Origin of the sequence: Roseimicrobium gellanilyticum (assembly GCF_003315205.1) — a bacterium.
In the GTDB taxonomy this organism is placed as follows: Bacteria; Verrucomicrobiota; Verrucomicrobiia; order Verrucomicrobiales; family Verrucomicrobiaceae; genus Roseimicrobium; species Roseimicrobium gellanilyticum.
In genome coordinates, this window is the sequence record NZ_QNRR01000005.1 from 167038 (window position 1) to 187288 (window position 20251).

Sequence of the window (20251 nt, forward strand, 5' to 3'; positions counted from 1 at the left end):
GCATCCCGCGCATCTGCGTGCTCCATGCCACATGCAGCATTTGGGATTCATCTTCGATTGGGACGGCGTGGTCATCGATTCGCACGCCCAGCATGAGGAAAGCTGGGGCCTTCTCTTCGACGAGTTGGGCCGCGACATGCCGGAGGACTTCTTCAAGCGCACCTTCGGCATGCGGAATCAGCAGATCATCCCCGAGTGGTTCGACTTCGTAGACGCGTCCGACCTCGAGACTATTGCCCGCCTCGGTGGCCGCAAGGAGGAGCTGTATCGGGATATCCTGCGCCGGGATGGACTTCAGGCCTTGCCGGGGGTGCACGACCTCCTTGAGGAACTGCAGAACCTTGGAATCCCTGCGGCCGTGGGTTCGTCCACTCCCCGGGTGAACATCGACTTCGTCATGGATATGATCGGGCTGTCCGGCATGTTCACCGCCAGCGTCACGGCAGAGGACGTCACCGCCGGTAAGCCGGATCCGCAGGTCTTCTTGAAAGCGGCAGAAGGCATCCAGCGGGAGCCCAAGAACTGCATTGTATTCGAAGATGCCTACGTTGGCATCGAGGCAGGCAAGCGTGCGGGCATGAAAGTTGTGGGCGTGGCTACCACGCACCCGCGCCATACACTCACGGATGCGGACGTTGCCCTGCCGAACCTCGATGGTGTCACCGTGAGCAGCCTGCTGGGCGCGCTGGGCATTCAGCGATAGACGACTGCTCCCGCCACGCATGGAGCACGGAGGACTGACCGCCGAGGCTCGGCGGACTACTTTCTATCCGGGCACAACAAAGCGTGCCGCCCACGGTGTGGCAGCACGCTTTGAAGGAAAACTGTCGGGAGGGCAACACGCGGGACTGCAGCAAAAGCGTGCGTCCCAGGCGGGCTACGCCTTGTAACGCAAGCGCTTCTTGTGGCGGTTGGCCTTCATGCGCTTCTTGCGTTTGTGTTTGTTGATTTTCGTCTTACGACGCTTCTTGAGCGAGCCCATGTTTCGTGTTTGTCTTTGGTTTGGTTAGGGGAAAGGGGTCTGCAGGTCAATGGACGACCTTGTTCAGAGGGTATTCGATGATCCCCTCCGCGCCGAGCGCCTTCAGTTGGGGGATGATTTCACGGACCACCGATTCATCAATGATGGTTTCGATGGCCACCCAGCCACCGCCGGCGAGCTGGGAGATGGTGGGACGGCGCAGGGAGGGCAGAGCGTGGAGCATGTTCTCCAGCTTGTGCTCTGGCAGGTTCATCTTCACGCCGACCTTGTAGCGGGCTTCGAGGGCTCCATTCAGCAGCATCGAGAGACGCTGCATCTTTTCGCGCTTCCAGGGATCCGAGTAGGCCGGCTTGCTGCTGACGAACTGCGGGTAGCTCTCCATCAGCGTGTCCACGATGCGCAACTTGTTCGCACGCAGGGAGGAACCGGTCTCTGTGATGTCCACGATGGCGTCTACCATTTCGGGGACCTTCACTTCGGTAGCACCCCAAGAGAACTCGAGCTCCGCCTGAACGCCGTTGCGGTCAAGGTAGGCACGGGTGAGACCGATGGCCTCGGTTGCGATGCGCTTGCCCTGAAGGTCTTTGACGGTCCGGATAGAGGAGTCCTCGGGGACAACCAGCACCCAGCGGGTGGGCATGGAAGTGGCCTTGCTGTAACGCAGGTCTGTAATCACCTCAACGTCAGCAGCATTCTCCGCAATCCAGTCCTTTCCGGTGATGCCGCAGTCGAGGAACCCATGGTCGACGTAGCGACCGATTTCCTGGGCGCGCAGCAAGCGGATCTCCAGTTCCGGATCATCCACGCTGGGGCGGTAGGAGCGGCTGTTGACGACGATGTTGTATCCAGAACGGTTGAAGAGATCCAAGGTCGGCTCCTGGAGGCTGCCTTTGGGCAGTCCGAGCCGGAGGATGTTCTTCTGGGTGCTGTTGTCCGCCATGCGCGTTGTGGAAAAGGGGGCGCGCAGAATACACGGGTGGTCTAGCTTGGCGAGGGAAAAAATGCCAGGATGTCGTCCTTCGCCTTCCGGCTCTATTCCGCTGGGGGCGGTCTGAGCTTCAAGGCGGGATCTTGACGTCCCGACCGCTGCACAAGCTGAAGTACCATGCGTAGAACTCGGCAGCCGGGTGCCATTTCACGAGAAGGCCAATGGGGGAGTAGGCGATGGAGACCGCCTTCTCCATCGTTTCGTTTGATTTCCAACCCCAGCGGATGGAGGCCGCCACAAGCAGGCCGGGAGATAGCAAATACACGAGTAGCACCAGGGTGCAAACGGCAGCCCACATCGTGGTGGTGGTTGTCTTCTGTGGAGCCGGCTCTTCGCCCATGCAGGAGTGATATCATAAATGGGCATTCGGCACCAGCGCATAGGTCAGGCGTGCAGCTGGCTTTTGTTCCCCTTGATTCCGGCCTCTTTGCAGGCATGGAAACAGCTCGCCACATCCTGCACGAGGATCGCCCGGCGTCCTTAACCCTTTTCATATCATCATGTCCAAGAAACCCGTTGTTCTGATCATCCGCGATGGCTGGGGAATCAACCCCGGCGGCAAAGCCAAGGCCGTGGACAATGGCGATGCGACCCTGCTGGCGCGCACGCCCTTCCACGATCATCTGTATGCCACCTATCCCTGGGGCAAGGTCAGCGGAAGTGGTGAGGACGTGGGCCTGCCGGAAGGCCAGATGGGCAACAGCGAAGTGGGCCACCTGAATCTCGGCGCGGGCCGCGTCGTGTATCAGGACCTGACCCGTATCAACAAGGCGATCCGCGAAGGCGAGTTGGTGAAAAATCCCGTGCTGCAGGAGGCGCTGAGCAAGGCACAGGGCAAGCGCATCCACTTCCTCGGCCTCATCAGCGATGGTGGGGTGCATTCTCACCAGGACCATCTCGTGGCCCTCTGCAATGCCGCGAAGGCGGCTGGGGTGAATGACATCATGGTACATGCGATCACGGATGGCCGCGACACTTCGCCGAAGGGTGGTGCGGGATACCTTGCCAAGCTGGAGGCGGATCTCGCGGCCAGTGGGGCGAATATTGCCACCGTCATCGGTCGTTACTTCGCCATGGACCGTGACAAGCGCTGGGAGCGCAACAAGCTCGCGTGGGATGCCATTGTGCTGGGTCGCGGTGAGGTGAAGGCCAACAAGCCGAGCCAGGCCATCCAGGAGGCATATGCCACCGAAACCCGTGGTGATGAATTCCTGCCGCCTCTCATCTTCAGCCATGCGAATGAGCAGCGTGTGCGCGACGGCGATGTGATCTTCTGGTTCAACTTCCGTGCCGACCGCGCGCGCCAGCTTTCCGTGGCCTTCCTCGATCCCGAGTTCAAGGGCTTCGACCGCGAGGTCCAGCCGAAGGTGGAGTACTACACCCTCACTGAATATGATGCCACCTATGAGGCGTTCGGCGTCAAGGTGGTATTCACGGCGGAAAGCATGAACAACATCCTCGGCCAGGTGGTGTCCGCCGCCGGGCTGAAACAGCTCCGATCCGCGGAGACGGAGAAATACCCGCACGTGACCTTCTTCTTCAATGGTGGCGTGGAGACACCCTTCCCTGGCGAAGATCGCTACCTCGCCATCAGCCCTAAGGAAGTGCCTACGTACGATCAGAAGCCGCAGATGAGCGGACCGGATGTGGCCTTCGAGGTGTATCGCCGTCTCGAGAACTACGATCTCGTGATCGTAAACTTCGCCAATCCGGACATGGTGGGCCACACGGGAATTGTGGAAGCCGGCGTGCATGCGGTGGAGACCATCGATCTCGGTGTGCAGCTCCTGGTGGAAAAGACCCTCGCATTGGGCGGCAAACTCTTCATCACCGCCGACCACGGAAACTGCGAGCAGATGCGCAATGAGGATGGCTCGCCGCACACCGCGCACACCACCAATCTGGTGCATGGCGTGTATGTGGCCAAGGACGCCCACCTCTTCTCCGTGGGCGATGGCAAACTGGCAGATGTCGCGCCGACGCTGCTGGAAATGCTGGGCGTGCCGCAGCCTCCTGAAATGACCGGCAAGTCCCTTCTGCGCCGAAGCTAAGCGGCACAACTTGGGTCTCTCAACCTCAAGAGTTTTCCATCCAGCCCCGCTGCGGTCTTGATACTGTAGCGGGGCAATTTTTTGCGCTGATCCGTGAATTGAGGCGGCGGGAGGGGCCCTGCTTTTTCGGCTGGAGGCGAGTGGCGACATGCTGGAATTGACGCCAAGCAATTCCTTTAGTGATGCATGCATGTCATTCTTGCTGAGATGACTGCGTATGTATCTGGCCGGACAGTCCCGACGGCCTGAACAATTCCTCCGAGCAGCCCGTCCAAATTCTCAGATCCGATTAGTTAACGTCCGACACTATTGCCAGATGGAAGGAAATCCCGCCATGCCCCAAGACTGCGCCGCCGAGTTGCTCGAGGTGGTGCCGATGGTCATGCGCGCCATGAGGGCAGAGGTGCGCGGGCATCGTGCCCCGGAGCTCTCGATGCCCCAGTTCCGAGCATTGGCCTTCATTGGCCGAAATGAGGGGGCCATGCTTTCTGACGTGGCCAACTTTCTGGGTCAGAGCCTGCCTGCCGCTTCGAAGCTGGTGGAGGGCCTCGTCGTGGCGCAGTTTGCGATTCGCCGCCAGGATCCCACGGACCGCCGCAAGATTTCTCTGAAGCTCAGCCCTTCGGGGGAAGCGAAGCACCAGGCCATACTCTCGCATGCCCGCGCCTTCCTCTCGCACAAGGTGGAGCACCTCGGAGAGCCGCAGCGTTCGGAGATCCTGTCCGCCATGCGCAGCCTGCGCAGCATTTTCCAGCCTTGCCAGCCCATGGAGGTGGCCCGCACCTGATGCGTCCCGCCATCTCACTACTTCCCTTCGAAATCACCACGGGGGCAGCGCCAAAAGAAACCCTCCTCAACCGGTCCCAGAAAGGCAGCTTTTCCATGTTTCCCCCCAACCACCACCACCGCCTGCTCGCACTCGCGGGATGCGTCCTGTCCCTGGCGCTCGCCGCGTGTTCCAAATCGCCGGAAGGCGCCCAGAAGGGCGGTGGTGGCCGGGGTGGTGGTGCGGTGCCGGTGACTGCGGCGGACGTGGTGAAGAAGGACATGCCGGTGATACTGCCGGGCATCGGCAATGTGCGGGCTTTTTCCACGGTGTCGGTGAAACCGCGGGTGTCCGGCCAGATCGCGGAGCTTCATTACAAGGAAGGGCAGTTCGTGAAGCAGGGTGACTTGCTGGTGACGATCGATCCGAAGCCTTTCCAGGTCGCCCTCGCGCAGGCGAAGGCCAAGCAGAACCAGGTGGGCACGCAGCTCAATCTCGCGCAGAAACAGGCGGATCGTTATGTCGCGCTGCAGAAGTCCGGCGCGGTGGCAAAAGAGCAGGTGGACCAGGTGCAGAGTGACCTGAAGGTGGCCCAAGCGAACGCCGAGGCGGAAGAAGCGGCCGTGGAAGCTGCGGAGCTGCAGCTCTCCTATTGCACGATCTACTCGCCCATGGCTGGTCGTGTGGGCCGCCGCGTCATGGATGCGGGCAACGTGGTGAAGGCGGACGAGACAGAACTGGTGGTGATCAACCAACTCCAGCCGATTGAGGTGGTATTCTCGGTACCAGAGCAATACCTCGGCGTGATTTCAAAGGAGATGGCGAAGGGACCGCTCAAGGCTGGCATTGCGCTGAATGAGAATGCCGCAGCGCAGACCTCGGGTGAACTCACCTTTGTGGACAACGCGGTGAAGCCCGCCACGGGCACCATCGAGCTGAAGGCCATGTTTCCCAACAAGGACCTCACCCTCTGGCCAGGGCAGTTCGGCGAAGTGATGCTGACACTCTCCACACAAAAAGATGCCACGGTGGCGCCAGCGGTGGCTGTGCAGATCGGGCAGAAGGGGCCTTATGTGTTTGTGGTGAAAGCCGACAAAACGGTCGAGGTACGCGAGGTCGTGGTGGAGCGTACAGTGGCGGATGAAAGCGTGATCCAAAAGGGTCTCAATCCGGGCGAGAGTGTGGTCATTGATGGGCATCTGCGCCTCTTCCCTGGCGCGAAGGTGGAACTCAAGCCGCCGGTAGGCAGCGAAGCCCCTCCCGCAGAAGCCGCCGGCAAGCAGGTGGCGAACACCGTGCCCTGATCAGTCCGGCTCAGTAATCTTCATTTTCATACGCCATGACCACGCCGGAACTCTGCATCCGCCGACCTGTGATGACCTCGCTGGTCATGATTGGCATCCTGGGCTTTGGCCTGCTTGCCTACTTCAAGCTGCCGGTCAATGACCTGCCCAACGTCGACTTCCCCACCATCTCGGTGAGCGCGAGTCTGCCGGGCGCGAGCCCGGAAACAATGGCTTCTTCCGTGGCGACGCCGCTGGAGAAACAGTTCTCCACGATTGCCGGCATTGATTCGATGACCTCCGTCAGTGCGCTGGGCTCCACTTCGATCACCATCCAGTTCAAACTGGATCGCGATATCGATGGGGCGGCGCTGGACGTGCAGACCGCGATCTCCAGTGCTTTGCGCAATCTGCCGCCGGACATGCCGAATCCGCCCTCCTTCCGCAAGGTGAACCCGGCGGACTTCCCGGTTCTCTACCTCTCGCTGGTGTCTCCAACGCTCCCGCTTTCTGAGGTGGATGAGTATGCGGAAACGGCGATCGCCCAGCGCATCTCCATGGTGGAAGGCGTGGCCCAGGTGGAAGTGCGTGGTGCGCAAAAGTATGCCGTGCGTGTGCAGGTGGATCCGCTGAAGCTGGCCTCGCGAGGCATTGGTTTCGATGAAGTGCGCAATGCGATCTCACAAGGGAACAGCAATCTGCCCACGGGCACTCTACAGGGACGCGACCAGAACTTCACAGTGCAAACCAGCGGGCAGCTGGAGAATGCCAAGCAGTTCCGACCGGTGATTGTGGCCTATCGCGATGGTGCTCCGGTACGGCTGGATCAGGTGGCCTTGGTTTCGGACAGTGTGGAGAACGACAAGGTGGCAAGCTGGTTCGGGACGGAGCGAGCCATCGTGCTCAGCATCCAGCGCCAGCCCGGGACCAATACCGTCCAGATCGTTGACGCCATCAAGGAGCTGCTGCCTTCCATCAATGCCCAGCTTCCCGCCGCGGTGCAGGTGAAGATTCTCACCGACCGTGCGCAGACGATCCGTGAGTCCGTGCATGACGTGCAGCTCACACTTCTGCTAACCATCGGGCTGGTGGTAATGGTGATCTTCCTTTTCCTGCGGAACCTGACAGCAACGGTCATTCCCAGCATTGCCATTCCGCTCTCGATCGTGGGCACGTTCGGCGTGATGTACTTGCTCGGGTTCAGCATCAACAACCTGTCGCTCATGGCGCTGACCCTGAGCGTGGGCTTCATCGTGGACGACGCCATCGTGGTGTTGGAGAACATCGTGCGTCACGTGGAGAATGGGGAGAAGGTGTGGGACGCGGCACTGAAGGGCTCGCGAGAGATCGGCTTCACGGTCATTTCCATGACCATCTCTCTCGCGGCGGTGTTCCTGCCTGTGCTCTTCATGGGAGGCATCTTGGGGAGACTGCTCAATGAATTTGCCGTCACCATTGCCGTGGCCATCCTTGTATCCGGCGTGGTCTCGTTGACCCTCACGCCGATGTTGTGCAGCCGCTTCCTGAGAGGGCAGCACCAGGAGAAGAAGCCCGGGAAGATTTTCCAGCTTTCGGAGAGGTTCTTTGACTGGATGCGGGACATCTATGACCACACGCTGAGATTCTCCCTGAAACATCGTGTCACCATGATGCTCCTCACAGCCGGCACTGTGGCCGTGACGGCTTGGCTCTTCCTGCATCTGCCCAAGGGATTCATCCCGCCGGAAGACATCGGACAGATTATGGTGAGCACGGAGGGCGCCCAGGATGCCTCGTATGAATCCATGGTCAGGCACCAGCAGGCGGTTGCGGCCATTCTGGAGAAGAATCCGTACATCCAGGCCTACAGCTCCTCCGTGGGCGCGAGTGGGTCGAGTTCCACGGGTAACAGCGGTCGTATCTTCATCCAGCTCAAGCCGCGCAAGGAGCGTCCTTCAGCCGCGCAGATCGTAGATGAGTTGCGTCCCCAGTTCGCAAAGATTCCCGGCATCCGGGCCTATGCCTCGGTACCTGCGGCCATCCGCATTGGCGGACGCGCGAGCAAGAGCCCATATCAGTTCACGCTGGCCAGCCCGGACATCGAGGAACTCTTCTCGGTGGCACCCAAGATTGAAAAACTGATGAGTGGACTTCCGGGTCTCACGGACGTGACCAGTGACCTGCAGGTAACCAGCCCACAGATCTTCGTGAAGGTGAATCGCGACAAGGCTTCCACCGTGGGCCTCACCGCCAACCAGATCGAGACGGCGCTCTACAACGCCTACGGCTCGCGCCAGATCTCCTCCATCTTCACTCCGAGCAACCAGTACTATGTGATCATGGAGGTGGATCCCAGGTACCGGGCCGACCCTGAAGCGCTCTCCATGCTGTACATCCGCGGTGGCAATGGCGACCTGGTGCCACTGGGTTCCGTGGCGGAGATTCGCCGCACGGTGGGCCCGCTCACGGTGAATCACGCGGGTCAGCTTCCGTCCGTGACGGTCTCCTTCGCGACGAAGCCGGGCGTGTCCCTGGGGGATGCAGTGAATTCCATCCAGGATGCCGTGCAAGGACAGCTCCCTGTGACAGTGAGCACCAGTTTCCAAGGGGAGGCACAGGCGTTCCAGAGTTCTCTGCAAGGCCTAGGGCTGCTTCTCGTGATGGCGGTGCTGCTCATCTATCTCGTCCTGGGCATCCTCTACGAGAGCTTCATCCACCCGATCACGATTCTCTCCGGCCTGCCTTCCGCCGGTGTGGGCGCCCTTCTGACGCTGCTGATCTTTGGTTATGAGCTGAACGTGTATGGCTTTGTGGGCATTCTGATGCTGATCGGCATTGTGAAGAAGAACGCCATCATGATGATCGACTTCGCCCTGGAGGCGCAGCGCAACGAAGGCAAGAGCCCTGCGGATGCCATCTACCAGGCATGCCTTGTGCGTTTTCGCCCCATCATGATGACCACCTTTGCGGCGCTGATGGGCGCGCTGCCGATCGCCATGGGCATTGGTGCTGGCGCGGAGTCGCGACGCTCCCTCGGCCTTGCGGTGGTGGGTGGTCTGCTGTTGTCCCAGCTTCTCACGCTGTACATCACGCCCGTGTTCTACATTTACATGGAGCGTTTCCAGGCCTGGTTGAAGCGTGGCAAGAAGGGGAAGAACGAGGAAGAGAAGGAAAAGCTGCCGGGTAGTGGAGAAGCGGTGCCGGTGTGAGGAGGGAAGGAATCTTCCTGTTTCCTGCTGGCATCTGTGATAGGGTGTATTTACCAAAATCATGACTGCCACAGACACCAACGCCACGATGGCGGTGTATCTCGATCTGGAGAACATCGTCATCGGCATCCAGGAAGCGCGGTATCCCAAGTTCGACATCCAGAAGGTGCTCGAGCGACTGCTGCTCAAGGGACACATCGTGACGAAGAAGGCGTATTGCGACTGGGAGCGGTACAAGGAATTCAAGCGCAGCTTGCACGAGACGGCGTTTGAGATGATCGAGGTGCCACACCTCCGGCAGTCGGGGAAGAACTCGGCGGACATCCGCATGGTCGTGGATGCACTGGATCTGTGTTACACAAAGAGCCACGTGGATACGTTCGTCATCGTGAGCGGTGACTCGGATTTCTCGCCGCTGGTGAGCAAGCTGCGTGAGAATGCCAAGAAGGTGATCGGCATGGGGGTGAAGAACTCCACCGCGAATCTTTTCATCTCGAACTGCGATGAGTTCATCTACTACGATGACCTGGTGCGCAAGGAAGCCTCCAAGGTGCGGAAGCATGTGAAGGAGAAGGATGCCAAGGATGCTGCAGCGCCCAAGGAAACCGAGCATGGGCCGGCAGTGAAGAAGCTGGATCCCGAGGACGCACTGCAGAAGCTGAGCGAGACGATCGAGCTTCTGGCAGAGGAGCGGGATTCAGACGATCCTATCTGGGGTTCCATGATCAAGCAGGCGTTGAAACGCCGCGACCCGGGATTCAATGAGCGGGCGTTTGGTTTCAAGTCGTTCAATGCCCTTCTGGAAGAGGCCCAGCGGAGAGGATTGGTGACACTGAAGGCGGATGAAAAGGCTGGGAACTACAACTACGCGGTGCGGGTGAAGGGGTAGTCGGTGCGACGGTAAGCAGTGCGACGGTAGGACGGTGGTCGTCGGTTTGTTGTTTCTACTGCATACCGAAGTTGCTGCCTGAAGGGCAGCGGGAATCCAGCCCAGAGTTAGGGAGCCTTAGCGACCGACACTCTGGGTAGACGCAAGAATCCATCCCACCCTGAAAGGGTGGAGGAGCGGGCGGTGTGATCCAGCGCATGCTATCTATGACCGATGGTTTTGACTGGGTATCCATCCGTCATTCGGGTGGAGCATTCTCCTCCGCCCCTTCAGGGCGGTAGTGCAATTTCATGCGACCCAGGGTGTCGGTCGCTAAGGCTCCCTAACCCTGGGCTGGACTCCTGCGCCTTCAGGGCGCGAATGCGGTGGATTAGTTGTGTACAGCGGGTTTCCGTCGTTTTTTTGTTCTACTCCGCCGAAAGCTTGTACCACGCACGGATGACATCACCTCGAGTGGTCTTGCTATCTGCTTTCAGCGCAAGGGCTATCGCCTTCGTTCGCACACTCTCCGGCAACAGCGAAATCCAGCGCTGGAGCAATGCCTCATCAATCGGCTTCTCCAGCTCCACCTCATGAAGCGGATACGGCTTCGCATACTGACCGAAGAGCGGTTGCCAGAGGGGCTTGTTCTCGCCTTCAGGTTTGTGAAATCCATGCAACCCACCCAGCATGCCGAGCCACTGGACGGCGGCATAGTCCGGGGAGTTCTGCGGAACGTCATTCACATAGATGGTCGCAGCACCATGGGAGTGCAGTAGGCGTTGCAGCAACTTTACATCCACCTTCTGCACTGAGCCAGCATCTTCCTTCAGTGCGAGATGCGCGGCGAAGCCAGCAGCATGGCCCATCTGGGTCCAGATAGGCTCAAGGCGAAGCGCGCAGAAGCCCACGTGGCTGGAGGAGGCAGCGACGGGTACGAGGAGGTTGCTCACCGATTTTGGAACCAACGTGCCATACGCCACCTGATACGGCGCTGCACGCTGGTAGAACTCGCCGGTGTGCTTGCCATTGAAACGCGTGCCTTCGCGACCGGTGCCATGACAGTTGTGTGAATAGTCGCCGATGGCGATGCTGTCCTTCTTCAAGGGAATGCGAACGTCATCCGGGCCGAAGGCGGTGTCATTCTGCGTGAAGACATGCATGCCCACCATGCGCCGTGCTTCGCGCACGTAGAGCTGCTCTGGCAGGTGGCTGTTCTTCACGAATTCGTCCTTGGGAAAGCCCCAGCGATGGGCGTCTTCGCGCACGTTGGCGGGCACCTCCGGATCGTTTTGCAGGAAGTAGAGGAGGCCGAGAGCATACGAAAGGTGCTGCTGCACGATCCGGGTGCGTTCTTCATCCGACGCATCGGGATATCCGTCGTTGATATCCGGCATGGAGAGGCGCACCACGCCGTGGGACATATCGTTGATGTCCGTCTTGTCATTCGGCAGGAGAGGCGGTTGGACCTTGTAGATGGCCTTGGAAGTCTTGGCTCCCATGCTGTCTGGAACTTCCAGCCCGGTGGTGATGGCCACGCCGAAGACATGGGTGAGCTTCTTGCTCCTGTAGAGATCCAGCACAGGTAGGAAGTCCTCGCGATTGTAACCTTCAGGTTTCGGCGCGGGCAATTTGTTAGCCGGGTCAATGGTCATGCACCAGCGGAAGTTGTAGCCCTGCACCTGCTTGTCCCCGCCGGCCGGCACACCCTTCGCCAGTGACTCGCCATACTTGGCCTGGTCTTCACGCCCGACGGTGTATTCCACACCCGCCTTAGCCATGAGGTCTCCTTCATAGGAGGCATCGATGTACATGCCTGCGGCGAGATTCACTTGCTCTCCGTCGCCTTTGCGAAACACAGTCGAGATGATGCGCGAGGGCATGCTGCGAGTGCTGGCCACATTCAGCAGCCGGTGCTTTGTCAGCACGGACACCCCTTTGCGCTCCGCCAGCATGGCTTCGAGGAGCTGCTGGTTCACCTTCGGTTCGCCGAATTGTCCCTGGAAACTCAGCTTCGCCTGTGGTGAGTCCTTGCCATACTCTCTCACGTAGTGAGCGTACACACGCTGGGTGAAGTCCCACCAGAAGCCGGAGTGGCACTCCATGGATCGGAAGTCGGTATGGCTCAGTCCATTCGTCACCAGGCCACCTACAAAGGAGAAGGGCTCCACGAGGGCCACGGTACGCCCCTCATCTGCGGCGGCGCAGGCGGCGGCGATGCCTGCAGGTGTGCCTCCATACACCAGCACATCGTAGCGGGCTGGTTGTTGCGCGGTCAGAGTGCCCGTGCCCACGAGGAGCGCGGCTAGCAGGGCGAGAAAGAAGCGTCGGTTCATGGGAGGAAGGTGAGGTCTACAGGTGGGGCTGGCCCAAGTCACGGTGAAGAAAACAATCAGGATCCGCGACGAAAAAGCGCCAGACGCTGGTGGATTGGACACGTATTCTTGCGCGATGAAATGTGTCACCCTCGCTCTGATCATCCTCGCAGCGGACGTCTGTGCCCAGGCCAATGTGCATGAATGGCCGCGTTTTCGCGGACCCAAGGGGGACGGAGCATGGAATCCGCCGGGTCTGCCCAAGGACCTCGCTGGCATCAATCCCCAACAACGCTGGAGTGTGAAGATCGGCGGTGGATACGGTGGCGTGACCGTGAGCGGAGGACGCGTCTATGTGATGGACCGCGAGAAGCAACCCGAGTCTGAGCGGGTGCTGTGCCTGGACGAAGCGACCGGGAAGACGATCTGGGAGCATCGCTATCCTGTGACGTACGGCTCCATCGACTACGGCAATGGTCCGCGCGCGAGTGTGGTCATTCACGACGGCAGGGCCTACACCCTAGGCACCACAGGAGTGGCTGCATGTCTGGATGCCGCCACGGGCAAGGTGGTCTGGCAGGTAGATCTGGTGCAGGAGCACAGCGCGGTGATTCCCACCTGGGGGTTCGCGGCTTCTCCCTTCCTGTGGGAGGGTGCGGTGCTTTTGCACTGTGGCGCGGAACCAAAGGGAAGCATCATCGCCCTGGAGTCGGCTACGGGAAAGTTGCGCTGGCGTGGCGGTAGTGACAAGGCGGGCTACTGCACGCCGGTGGTGTTTGATGCGCCGTCAGGACCCATGCTCATCCAGTGGGGGCCACAAAACATCACCGGAATGTCGCCGAAGGATGGCCAGGAGTACTGGAAGTTCCCCTATGAAATCACCTATGGTGTCTCCATTGCGCAGCCCATCTATCATGAGGGCATCCTGCTTGTCTCCGGCTACTGGCATGGAACGCGCGCGCTCAAGCTGGGAAGCGGACCTGAGGATGTGAGTCTGGCGTGGAGTGATGAGAAGACACTCTGCGGTCTCATGAGCCAGCCACTGTACAAGGAGGGCTATGTTTACCTGCTGACGAAGGCGCAGGGGGTGATCTGCTTCAAGCTCAGTGACGGCTCCATTCAATGGAAGGACGATCACCAACTCACACCGAAGGATCGCAATCCGCAGATCAGCCTCGTGTGGGCGGATGAGAAGAACAACATTGCCTGCGGCCTGAATGCGAATGGTGAGCTGTTCTTTGCGCAGTTCACGCCGGAGAAGATGGAGGAGATCACGCGTCACCAGATTGTCGGGAAGACCTGGGCCCATCCCGCCTTTACGAAGGGTGCAGTATATGCCCGGAGCGACACGGAGATCGTGGCGTGGGATCTCTGGAAATGAGGCGCGGGCATCTGCGGGGCATAAGCGAAAGCGCATTCGGTGCCATGGGGCAAAAGTGATGCTTGGGCTCTGCCAAGTGCCTGTGGTAGCATCCGCGCCATCATGCTTCGCTTTGCCGCTCTCGTTTTGCTTCCTTCCCTTTGCTGCATCGCAGCTGAAGTGGAAAAGTCCCCCGGGGCGCCGGGGGATTTCCCAAAGCCAGCCAAAGGCAGCCCCTGGAAGCATGAGGAGTCCGGCATCCAGCTTCCTCAGAAACTGGGAGGTCTCACCATGCAGGGCGGTCGCCGTCATGACACCCCTGATCTCGGAGTGTCCGTACGCTACGCCAGTGAAGACGGGAGTGTCCGGGCGGAGGTGAACGTGTACCCTTGCAAGCAACCCCACGGCACCGAGGAGGAAAAACTGAAGGTGGTCAGTGGCGAGGCAGCGGCAGTGCTCGGCGACCTCAAAAAGATGGAGAAGGAGGGTGCTTGTTCCAAGCTGGAGTACGGCGAGGGCGAGTCCTGGAAGGTCTCCACCGGTCCCAATGAGAAGACGGCGTTTGTAGAGGTCCCCCTTTCCTGCGTGGTCCACGAAAGTGCTGGCAAGGCCGCGAGACCGGTTTCTTCACGACTGGGAGTGACCGTGGTGAGTGGGTACTTCGTGAAAGTGCGCTATATCTACCCTGCGGATCGCAAGCTCGAGGGCGACCCGGCGAGTGTGGTGTGGGTGAAGAAGGTGCGCATGGCGATCTCGGAGCCTTTCCTGAGACCAAAGGTCGAGGAGGCGCTGAAGAAATATCACCAGGACCCGCTCTCGGATGAAGGTGTGACGGCGGCTGGCAGCGTGGCCGCCTACGCAGAAGAGTCACCCTTCGTGTCGCTGAACATCCCGTTGGAGATCGTGCAATGGGGAGGGGTCTGTGAAAAGGTCGCTCCTGACAGCCGTCTGCATTTGTTGAGAGCCTTCATCGTGGGAGGCGTGGAAGCGTCGATGAAAAGCCAGTCGGACGACGAGGTGATTGCGGCTGGCATGGGTGTCACGGCGGAACTCTACCAAAGGCTCAAGAAACAGCACACGGAGCTGAATGTGGATGACATGGAGAAACTGGTGGAGGCCGTGGATGCAAGGAAGGGAGTGGAGTTTTACAAGAACCTGGACTCTATCTCCAAGAAGGGAGGCTGAGCAGCCGGTGACCGCGAATTCAGCACCCAGTTGACAAATTTTCGCGTCGACTTAATCTCCCATACATTCCCTTTCTCAATTGATGACCTGGTCCCTCCAGCTCTGCGCCAAGCCTGAACACCGAATTTACGTCGGCGGTGGCAAGTTTGCGCGTGGCGGGTCCAGGGCCGGATGATCGAGGAACTATTTCGTTTTCCCATCCCCTTTGCGAAGCCCGCCACCACCGTGAGCGGGCTTTTTTGTGGCCTGCTCGTTGCCGCCTCTCCCGCCTTCTCAACGATCCACGCCCCGCTCCTGCTCCCATGCCTCCCTCCTTCAGAGAAAGTATACGCATCCTGCCTGCGCCCTTCTGGGTGCTGATGGGCGCAACCTTTGTGACGAGGTTCGGGGTATTCGTGGTCCCTTTCTTGACATGGGTGATGACCAAGCGTGGTTTCTCGCCGCTGGAGGCTGGGTGGACGGTGGCGGCCTACTCGGCTGGCAGCTTTTGTGCGTCCCTTGTCGGAGGTTGGGTGGCGGATCGGTTCGGCAGAAATGTGACCATGGCAGCGGCTGGCCTCCTGGGAGCGGTGTGCATGCTCCTGCTTTCGCAGGCGGAGCAGTTGCACTGGCTGGTGCTGTTGACGCTGCTGGCGGGATTTGTGGGTGAAGCCGGCGGACCAGCCAGCGTGGCCCTGGTGCAGGACATCGTGCCCCCGGAACACCGCCTGGCGGCATACGCAGTACAGCGCTTTGTGGTGAACTTGGCATGGGCCTTCGGTCCGGCTGTGGCGGGATTTGTCGTGGAGAGGTCGATTTTCTGGCTGTTCGCTGGGGATGCGATTTCGAGTGGGATCTTCGGGGTGGTGGCCTTGTTCTTCCTGCCCCGGGGGAAGCGCTCATGCCGCCACACCAGCGGATGGAGTCACGCACTGGCCTCCATTCGGGTGAATCGTCCTTTCCTCGTGCTCTTCATCTCGTGCGTGGCGGTGGCATTCATGTTCCGGCAGACGAACACGACATTCACACTGCACTTCGAGAAGAGCGGGAATCCGGCTTCGGTGCTCGGCTGGGTGCTCGCGATCAATGGTGTGATGATCTGCCTGATGGAAATGCCGCTGGCCTCGTACACACGGTGGATGCCCGTGCGGAATGCCATAGCTGTGGGTTATGTGGGGATGGCCCTGAGCTTCATTGTGTTTCTCTTCGGCAACAGCGTCACGGCCTTCACGGTGTGCATGGTGATCTTCACGGCCGGTGAGATGATGGCCTTCTCGCGGCAGCAGGCGTATGCAGCCAGCCTCTCACCTGAAGACATGCGGGGTCGGTACAGCGGCTTCCTGGGGCTGGCATGGAGCATCGGAAATATCACTGCTTCGGTGGGGGCGATGGCGCTCTACCAGTGGAGTCCAAATGCCGTGTGGGTGGTGACGGCCACGGTGGGTGTGCTCGCGGCCCTGGTGCTGGTGCGGGCCTCTGTCGCTCGCAACGCGGGCACGGCGACGACCAGCGTGGACAAAGCGCCGAAGTCCCCTGTGCAAGCGGAGGAGGCCGTGCCACGTTGATAGCGCATGCACTGTTTCTTCCGCATCGCTCCGTGCTTGGGCGCCATGTTGCTTTTCATGGTGTCCCAGGCAGCCGCCCAGTATCCCGGTGGTTCCTGGGAGGCGGCGACGCCGGAAAGTCTGGGAGTGGACAAGGCCAAGCTGGCGCAGGCGCGTGACTATGCGCTCACGGGAGAAGGATCCGGACGCATCATCTATCGGGGAAAAGTGGTCATGGAGTGGGGGGATCCGAAGGCGATGTATGACTTGAAGTCGTCTTCGAAGGGCATCGGCGTGACGCTGCTGGGCATCGCCATGAAGGATGGGAAGGCGAACCTGGATGACCTTGCGAAGAAACATCATCCGGATTTCGGTGTGCCACCGGACGAGAACAAACAGCAGGGCTGGCCGGACAAGGTGACCCTGCGCATGCTGGCGAACCAGACGGCAGGCTTCGCGAAGAAGGGTGGGTATGAGCCGCTGCTTTTCGAGCCGGGAACCAAATGGCACTACAGCGACGGTGGCCCGAACTGGCTGGCGGAATGCCTCACGCTCGACTATGGCCGCGATCTCGATGCGGTGATGTGGGAGAGGGTCTTCACACCCATCGGCATCAAGCAGGGGGACATCCGCTGGCGCACACATGCCTACCGGCCGAAGGAGTTCAACGGGGTTCCGAGACGCGAGTTTGGATCCGGCTTTACCGCCAATGTGCAGGCGATGGCGCGTCTGGGATATCTGTATCTGCGGGATGGAAAATGGAACGGGCAGGAAATTCTTCCGAAGGCCTTCATTGATGCGATTCGCCATCCTGAACCGGGTCTCGCGGGACTTCCCCAGCATGAACCGGAGCTCCATGAGCTCGCTCCGAAACACTACTCCATGCTGTGGTGGAACAATATCGATGGCACCATTTCTGATCTTCCCAAGGACGCGTGCTGGACGTGGGGTATGTATGACAGCCTCATTGTCGTGGTGCCGAGCCTGGATCTGGTGGTGGTGCGAGCGGGGAAGTCTCTGCCTCGGGAGGAGGGCGACGCACATTATGAGCCTCTGAAACCCTTTCTGGGTGTGATTGCCTCCGCCATGGCGCCTGCAAGGGCCGCACTGCCCTATCCACGTAGCACCGTGATCACCGGAGTGGAGTGGTCTCCCGTCGAGTCGATTGTGCGCAGCGCCAGGGGCAGTGACAATTGGCCCATGACATGGGCGGACGATGACGCCCAGTACACGGCGTATGGCGATGGGAATGGCTTCGAACCCTTTGTGCCGCAGAAGCTGAGCATGGGCTTCGCAAAGATCACCGGCGGGCCCGGCGGCTTCACAGGAACGAATGTACGCTCATCCAGTGGTGAAACGATTGGGCACGGGCCCACGGGAAAGAAGGCAAGCGGCATGCTCTGCGTGGATGGCGTGCTGTATTTGTGGGCACGCAATGCGGGCAATGCGCAACTCGCGTGGTCTGAAGATCATGGCGTGACCTGGCAGTGGAGCGACTGGAAGTTCACCACCAGCTTTGGGTGCCCGACGTTCCTGAATTTTGGAAAGAACTATGCAGGCGCGCGTGATGAGTTCGTGTACACCTATTCGCAGGATGCCGACTCTGCATACAATGTCGCAGATGGTGTGGTGCTCGCGCGAGTGCCGAAGGGGAAGTTGAAAGAACAGAGCGCATGGGAGTTCTTTGCGGGGCTGCATGCGGATGGCACTGCACGCTGGAGCGGTGAGGTGAAGGACAGGCAGCACGTGCTCAAGCACCCTGGCAAAGCATACCGTACCAGCGTCTCGTATCATGCGTCGACGAAGCGCTACCTTCTTGTGCAGCCGATCGCGAGTGAAGAGGCGCGGGACAAGTCAGGCAGGCTGGATGTGCGGTTCTCCGGAGGACTGGCCGTGTTCGATGCTCCGGAACCGTGGGGACCATGGAGCACGGTGTTTTATGAGCCCACGTGGGACACGGGGCCGGGTGACTCCGCGAGTCTTCCTGTGAAGTGGATGGCTGAGGATGGCCGTGCGTTGCACCTCGTTTTTTCAGGCAATGACAGCTTCTCCATCCGCAAAGCCACACTCAAGATGGCGGAGCCGAAGCCGGTGTGGGCGAAGGGAGCTGTGGCCTCGGTGCACCCGCTGGCTACGGAAGCGGGCCTGAATGCGATGAAGCGTGGGGGCAATGCCGTGGACGCGGCGATTGCGACCGCCATCACATTGGGTGTGGTGGATGGACACAACAGCGGTCTGGGAGGCGGTTGCTTTGTGCTGATCCGGAGAATGGATGGATTGATTATCGCCATCGATGGCAGGGAGACGGCACCTGCGCTGGCCACCCGTGACATGTATCTGAGAGACGGCAAGGTGGATGACGAGGCGAGCAAGACAGGTGCGCTCGCGCCGGGCACGCCAGGTGCATTGGCAGCATACGCATTCGCCATCGAGCATCACGGCAAGTTGAATCTTGCGGACGTGCTGTTGCCTGCTGCCAAGCTGGCAGAGGAAGGCTTCGCGCTTGATGCGGTGTACGCACGCAAATTGGAATCGACTAAGGAGGAGTTGGCAAAGTTCCCGGCATCAAAGGCGCTCTTCTTCAAGGAGGATGGCAGCCTGTTGAAAAAGGGCGATGTCCTGAAGCAGCCGGATCTGGCGCGCACACTTCGGAATATCGCAGAGCATGGACCCGATTGGTTCTATCGTGGTGAAGTGGCTGAGAAGGTTGATGCCTGGATGAAGGAAAACGGTGGCATCCTGCGGAAGGAAGACTTCGGGAGGTATGAAGCCAAACTGCACGTTCCATTGCAAACAGACTACCGCGGGTACGAGATCCTGGGATTCCCGCCGCCCAGCAGTGGTGGAGTGCATGTGGCGCAGATCCTCAACATGCTGGAAACGTTTGAACTGGCCTCAATGCCTGTCGTGGACCGCGAGCACGTGATCGCAGAGAGCATGAAACTGGCCTTCGCAGATCGGGCCCATTGGTTGGGCGATCCGGATTTCGCCAAAGTACCGCGCGGACTCATCCATCGCGACTATGCCAGGGAACTTGCGGCCAAGATTGACCTCACAAAGGCCACGGTGGTGCCATCGCATGGTGAACCGCCACGTGCGCAGGAAGATATCTTTGGCGACACCCTGAAGCACACCACCCATCTCTCGGCAGCGGATGCGGAAGGGAATTGGGTCGCGCTCACGCAAACGGTGAATACTGCCTTTGGCAGCAAGGTCATCGTACCGGGTACCGGGGTGATTCTGAACAATGAGATGGATGACTTCGCCGTGGCGCCGGGTGTGCCGAATGCCTTCAAGCTGGTAGGTGCAGAAGCGAATGCCATCGCACCAGGTAAACGTCCCCTCAGCAGCATGAGCCCCACCATCGTGCTGGACAAGGATGGAGAGCCTTTTCTGGCCATCGGTGCAGCGGGAGGTCCCACCATCATCTCACAGACCCTGCAAAACCTCGTGAACGTGCTCGACCTGAAGATGGGGGTGGAGGAAGCGCTCGGTGCGCCGCGGCTGCATCACCAGTGGTCGCCCGATGAGTTGCGTGTTGAGAAGGCGATGGGAGACGAGGTCATGAAGGTGCTCAGGGAACGTGGACACATCATCAAGGAGTCCAGTGGCGTGGGCATTGGTGTGAGCCAGGGGGTGATGTGGGACAAGGAGGCAAAGTCGTTCCGGGCTGCGCATGACCCACGTGTGCCGGGAAAGGCCGACGGATGGTAGAAGGGGGATGGACGTGACAGGTACAAAG

At 60.0% G+C, this 20251-nt stretch carries 14 protein-coding genes; 10 read left to right on the forward strand and 4 right to left on the reverse strand.

Annotation, left to right across the window (positions count from 1 at the left end):
* Positions 1-31: 31 nt before the first annotated feature.
* Positions 32-703 carry an HAD family hydrolase gene (locus tag DES53_RS15565; RefSeq protein WP_113959209.1) on the forward strand — a complete coding sequence of 224 codons (672 nt, stop codon included), beginning with the start codon at positions 32-34 and terminating at the stop codon, positions 701-703.
* Positions 704-877: 174 nt separating this feature from the next.
* On the opposite strand, the gene DES53_RS15570 is transcribed toward DES53_RS15565, so the two are convergent.
* From DES53_RS15570 to DES53_RS15580, 3 genes are all read right to left on the reverse strand, one after another.
* Positions 878-982 (reverse strand): AURKAIP1/COX24 domain-containing protein, encoded by a 105-nt coding sequence (locus DES53_RS15570; RefSeq protein WP_113959210.1) that lies wholly within the window; start codon positions 980-982, stop codon positions 878-880.
* 46 nt (positions 983-1028) lie between these two features.
* Entirely contained in the window at positions 1029-1922 is an 894-nt protein-coding gene (gene hisG / locus DES53_RS15575; protein ID WP_113959211.1) for an ATP phosphoribosyltransferase, read from the reverse strand.
* Positions 1923-2040: 118 nt separating this feature from the next.
* Positions 2041-2310: a hypothetical protein gene (locus DES53_RS15580; protein ID WP_113959212.1), complete on the reverse strand. Its 270-nt coding sequence runs from the start codon at positions 2308-2310 to the stop codon at positions 2041-2043.
* 160 nt (positions 2311-2470) lie between these two features.
* On the opposite strand from DES53_RS15580, the gene gpmI reads away from it, so the two are divergent.
* The 5 genes from gpmI (at position 2471) to DES53_RS15605 (ending at position 10147) form a co-directional block, all read left to right on the forward strand.
* Positions 2471-4021: a 2,3-bisphosphoglycerate-independent phosphoglycerate mutase gene (gene gpmI / locus DES53_RS15585; protein ID WP_113959213.1), complete on the forward strand. Its 1551-nt coding sequence runs from the start codon at positions 2471-2473 to the stop codon at positions 4019-4021.
* A gap of 334 nt (positions 4022-4355) precedes the next feature.
* Positions 4356-4808 carry a MarR family winged helix-turn-helix transcriptional regulator gene (locus tag DES53_RS15590; RefSeq protein ID WP_170157151.1) on the forward strand — a complete coding sequence of 151 codons (453 nt, stop codon included), beginning with the start codon at positions 4356-4358 and terminating at the stop codon, positions 4806-4808.
* 95 nt (positions 4809-4903) lie between these two features.
* Complete coding sequence (locus DES53_RS15595) at positions 4904-6091, forward strand: efflux RND transporter periplasmic adaptor subunit (RefSeq protein WP_170157152.1); 1188 nt, start codon at positions 4904-4906, stop codon at positions 6089-6091.
* A 35-nt stretch (positions 6092-6126) separates the two neighbouring features.
* Positions 6127-9258, forward strand: a complete 3132-nt coding sequence (locus DES53_RS15600) for an efflux RND transporter permease subunit (RefSeq protein WP_113959216.1) — start codon at positions 6127-6129, stop codon at positions 9256-9258.
* A 61-nt stretch (positions 9259-9319) separates the two neighbouring features.
* Positions 9320-10147, forward strand: coding sequence for an NYN domain-containing protein (locus tag DES53_RS15605; RefSeq protein ID WP_113959217.1), 828 nt, complete (start codon positions 9320-9322; stop codon positions 10145-10147).
* A gap of 407 nt (positions 10148-10554) precedes the next feature.
* On the opposite strand, the gene DES53_RS15610 is transcribed toward DES53_RS15605, so the two are convergent.
* Positions 10555-12462 carry an FAD-dependent oxidoreductase gene (locus DES53_RS15610; RefSeq protein ID WP_211325563.1) on the reverse strand — a complete coding sequence of 636 codons (1908 nt, stop codon included), beginning with the start codon at positions 12460-12462 and terminating at the stop codon, positions 10555-10557.
* Between the two features lie 115 nt (positions 12463-12577).
* Between DES53_RS15610 and DES53_RS15615 the strand changes: the two genes are divergently transcribed.
* From DES53_RS15615 to ggt, 4 genes are all read left to right on the forward strand, one after another.
* On the forward strand, positions 12578-13822 hold the full coding sequence (locus DES53_RS15615) for a PQQ-binding-like beta-propeller repeat protein (RefSeq protein ID WP_113959218.1): 1245 nt from the start codon (positions 12578-12580) through the stop codon (positions 13820-13822).
* A gap of 102 nt (positions 13823-13924) precedes the next feature.
* Entirely contained in the window at positions 13925-14986 is a 1062-nt protein-coding gene (locus tag DES53_RS15620) for a hypothetical protein (RefSeq protein ID WP_113959219.1), read from the forward strand.
* A gap of 302 nt (positions 14987-15288) precedes the next feature.
* Positions 15289-16530: an MDR family MFS transporter gene (locus DES53_RS15625; RefSeq protein WP_113959220.1), complete on the forward strand. Its 1242-nt coding sequence runs from the start codon at positions 15289-15291 to the stop codon at positions 16528-16530.
* 57 nt (positions 16531-16587) lie between these two features.
* Positions 16588-20223 (forward strand): gamma-glutamyltransferase, encoded by a 3636-nt coding sequence (gene ggt / locus DES53_RS15630; RefSeq protein ID WP_211325564.1) that lies wholly within the window; start codon positions 16588-16590, stop codon positions 20221-20223.
* Positions 20224-20251: the final 28 nt, after the last annotated feature.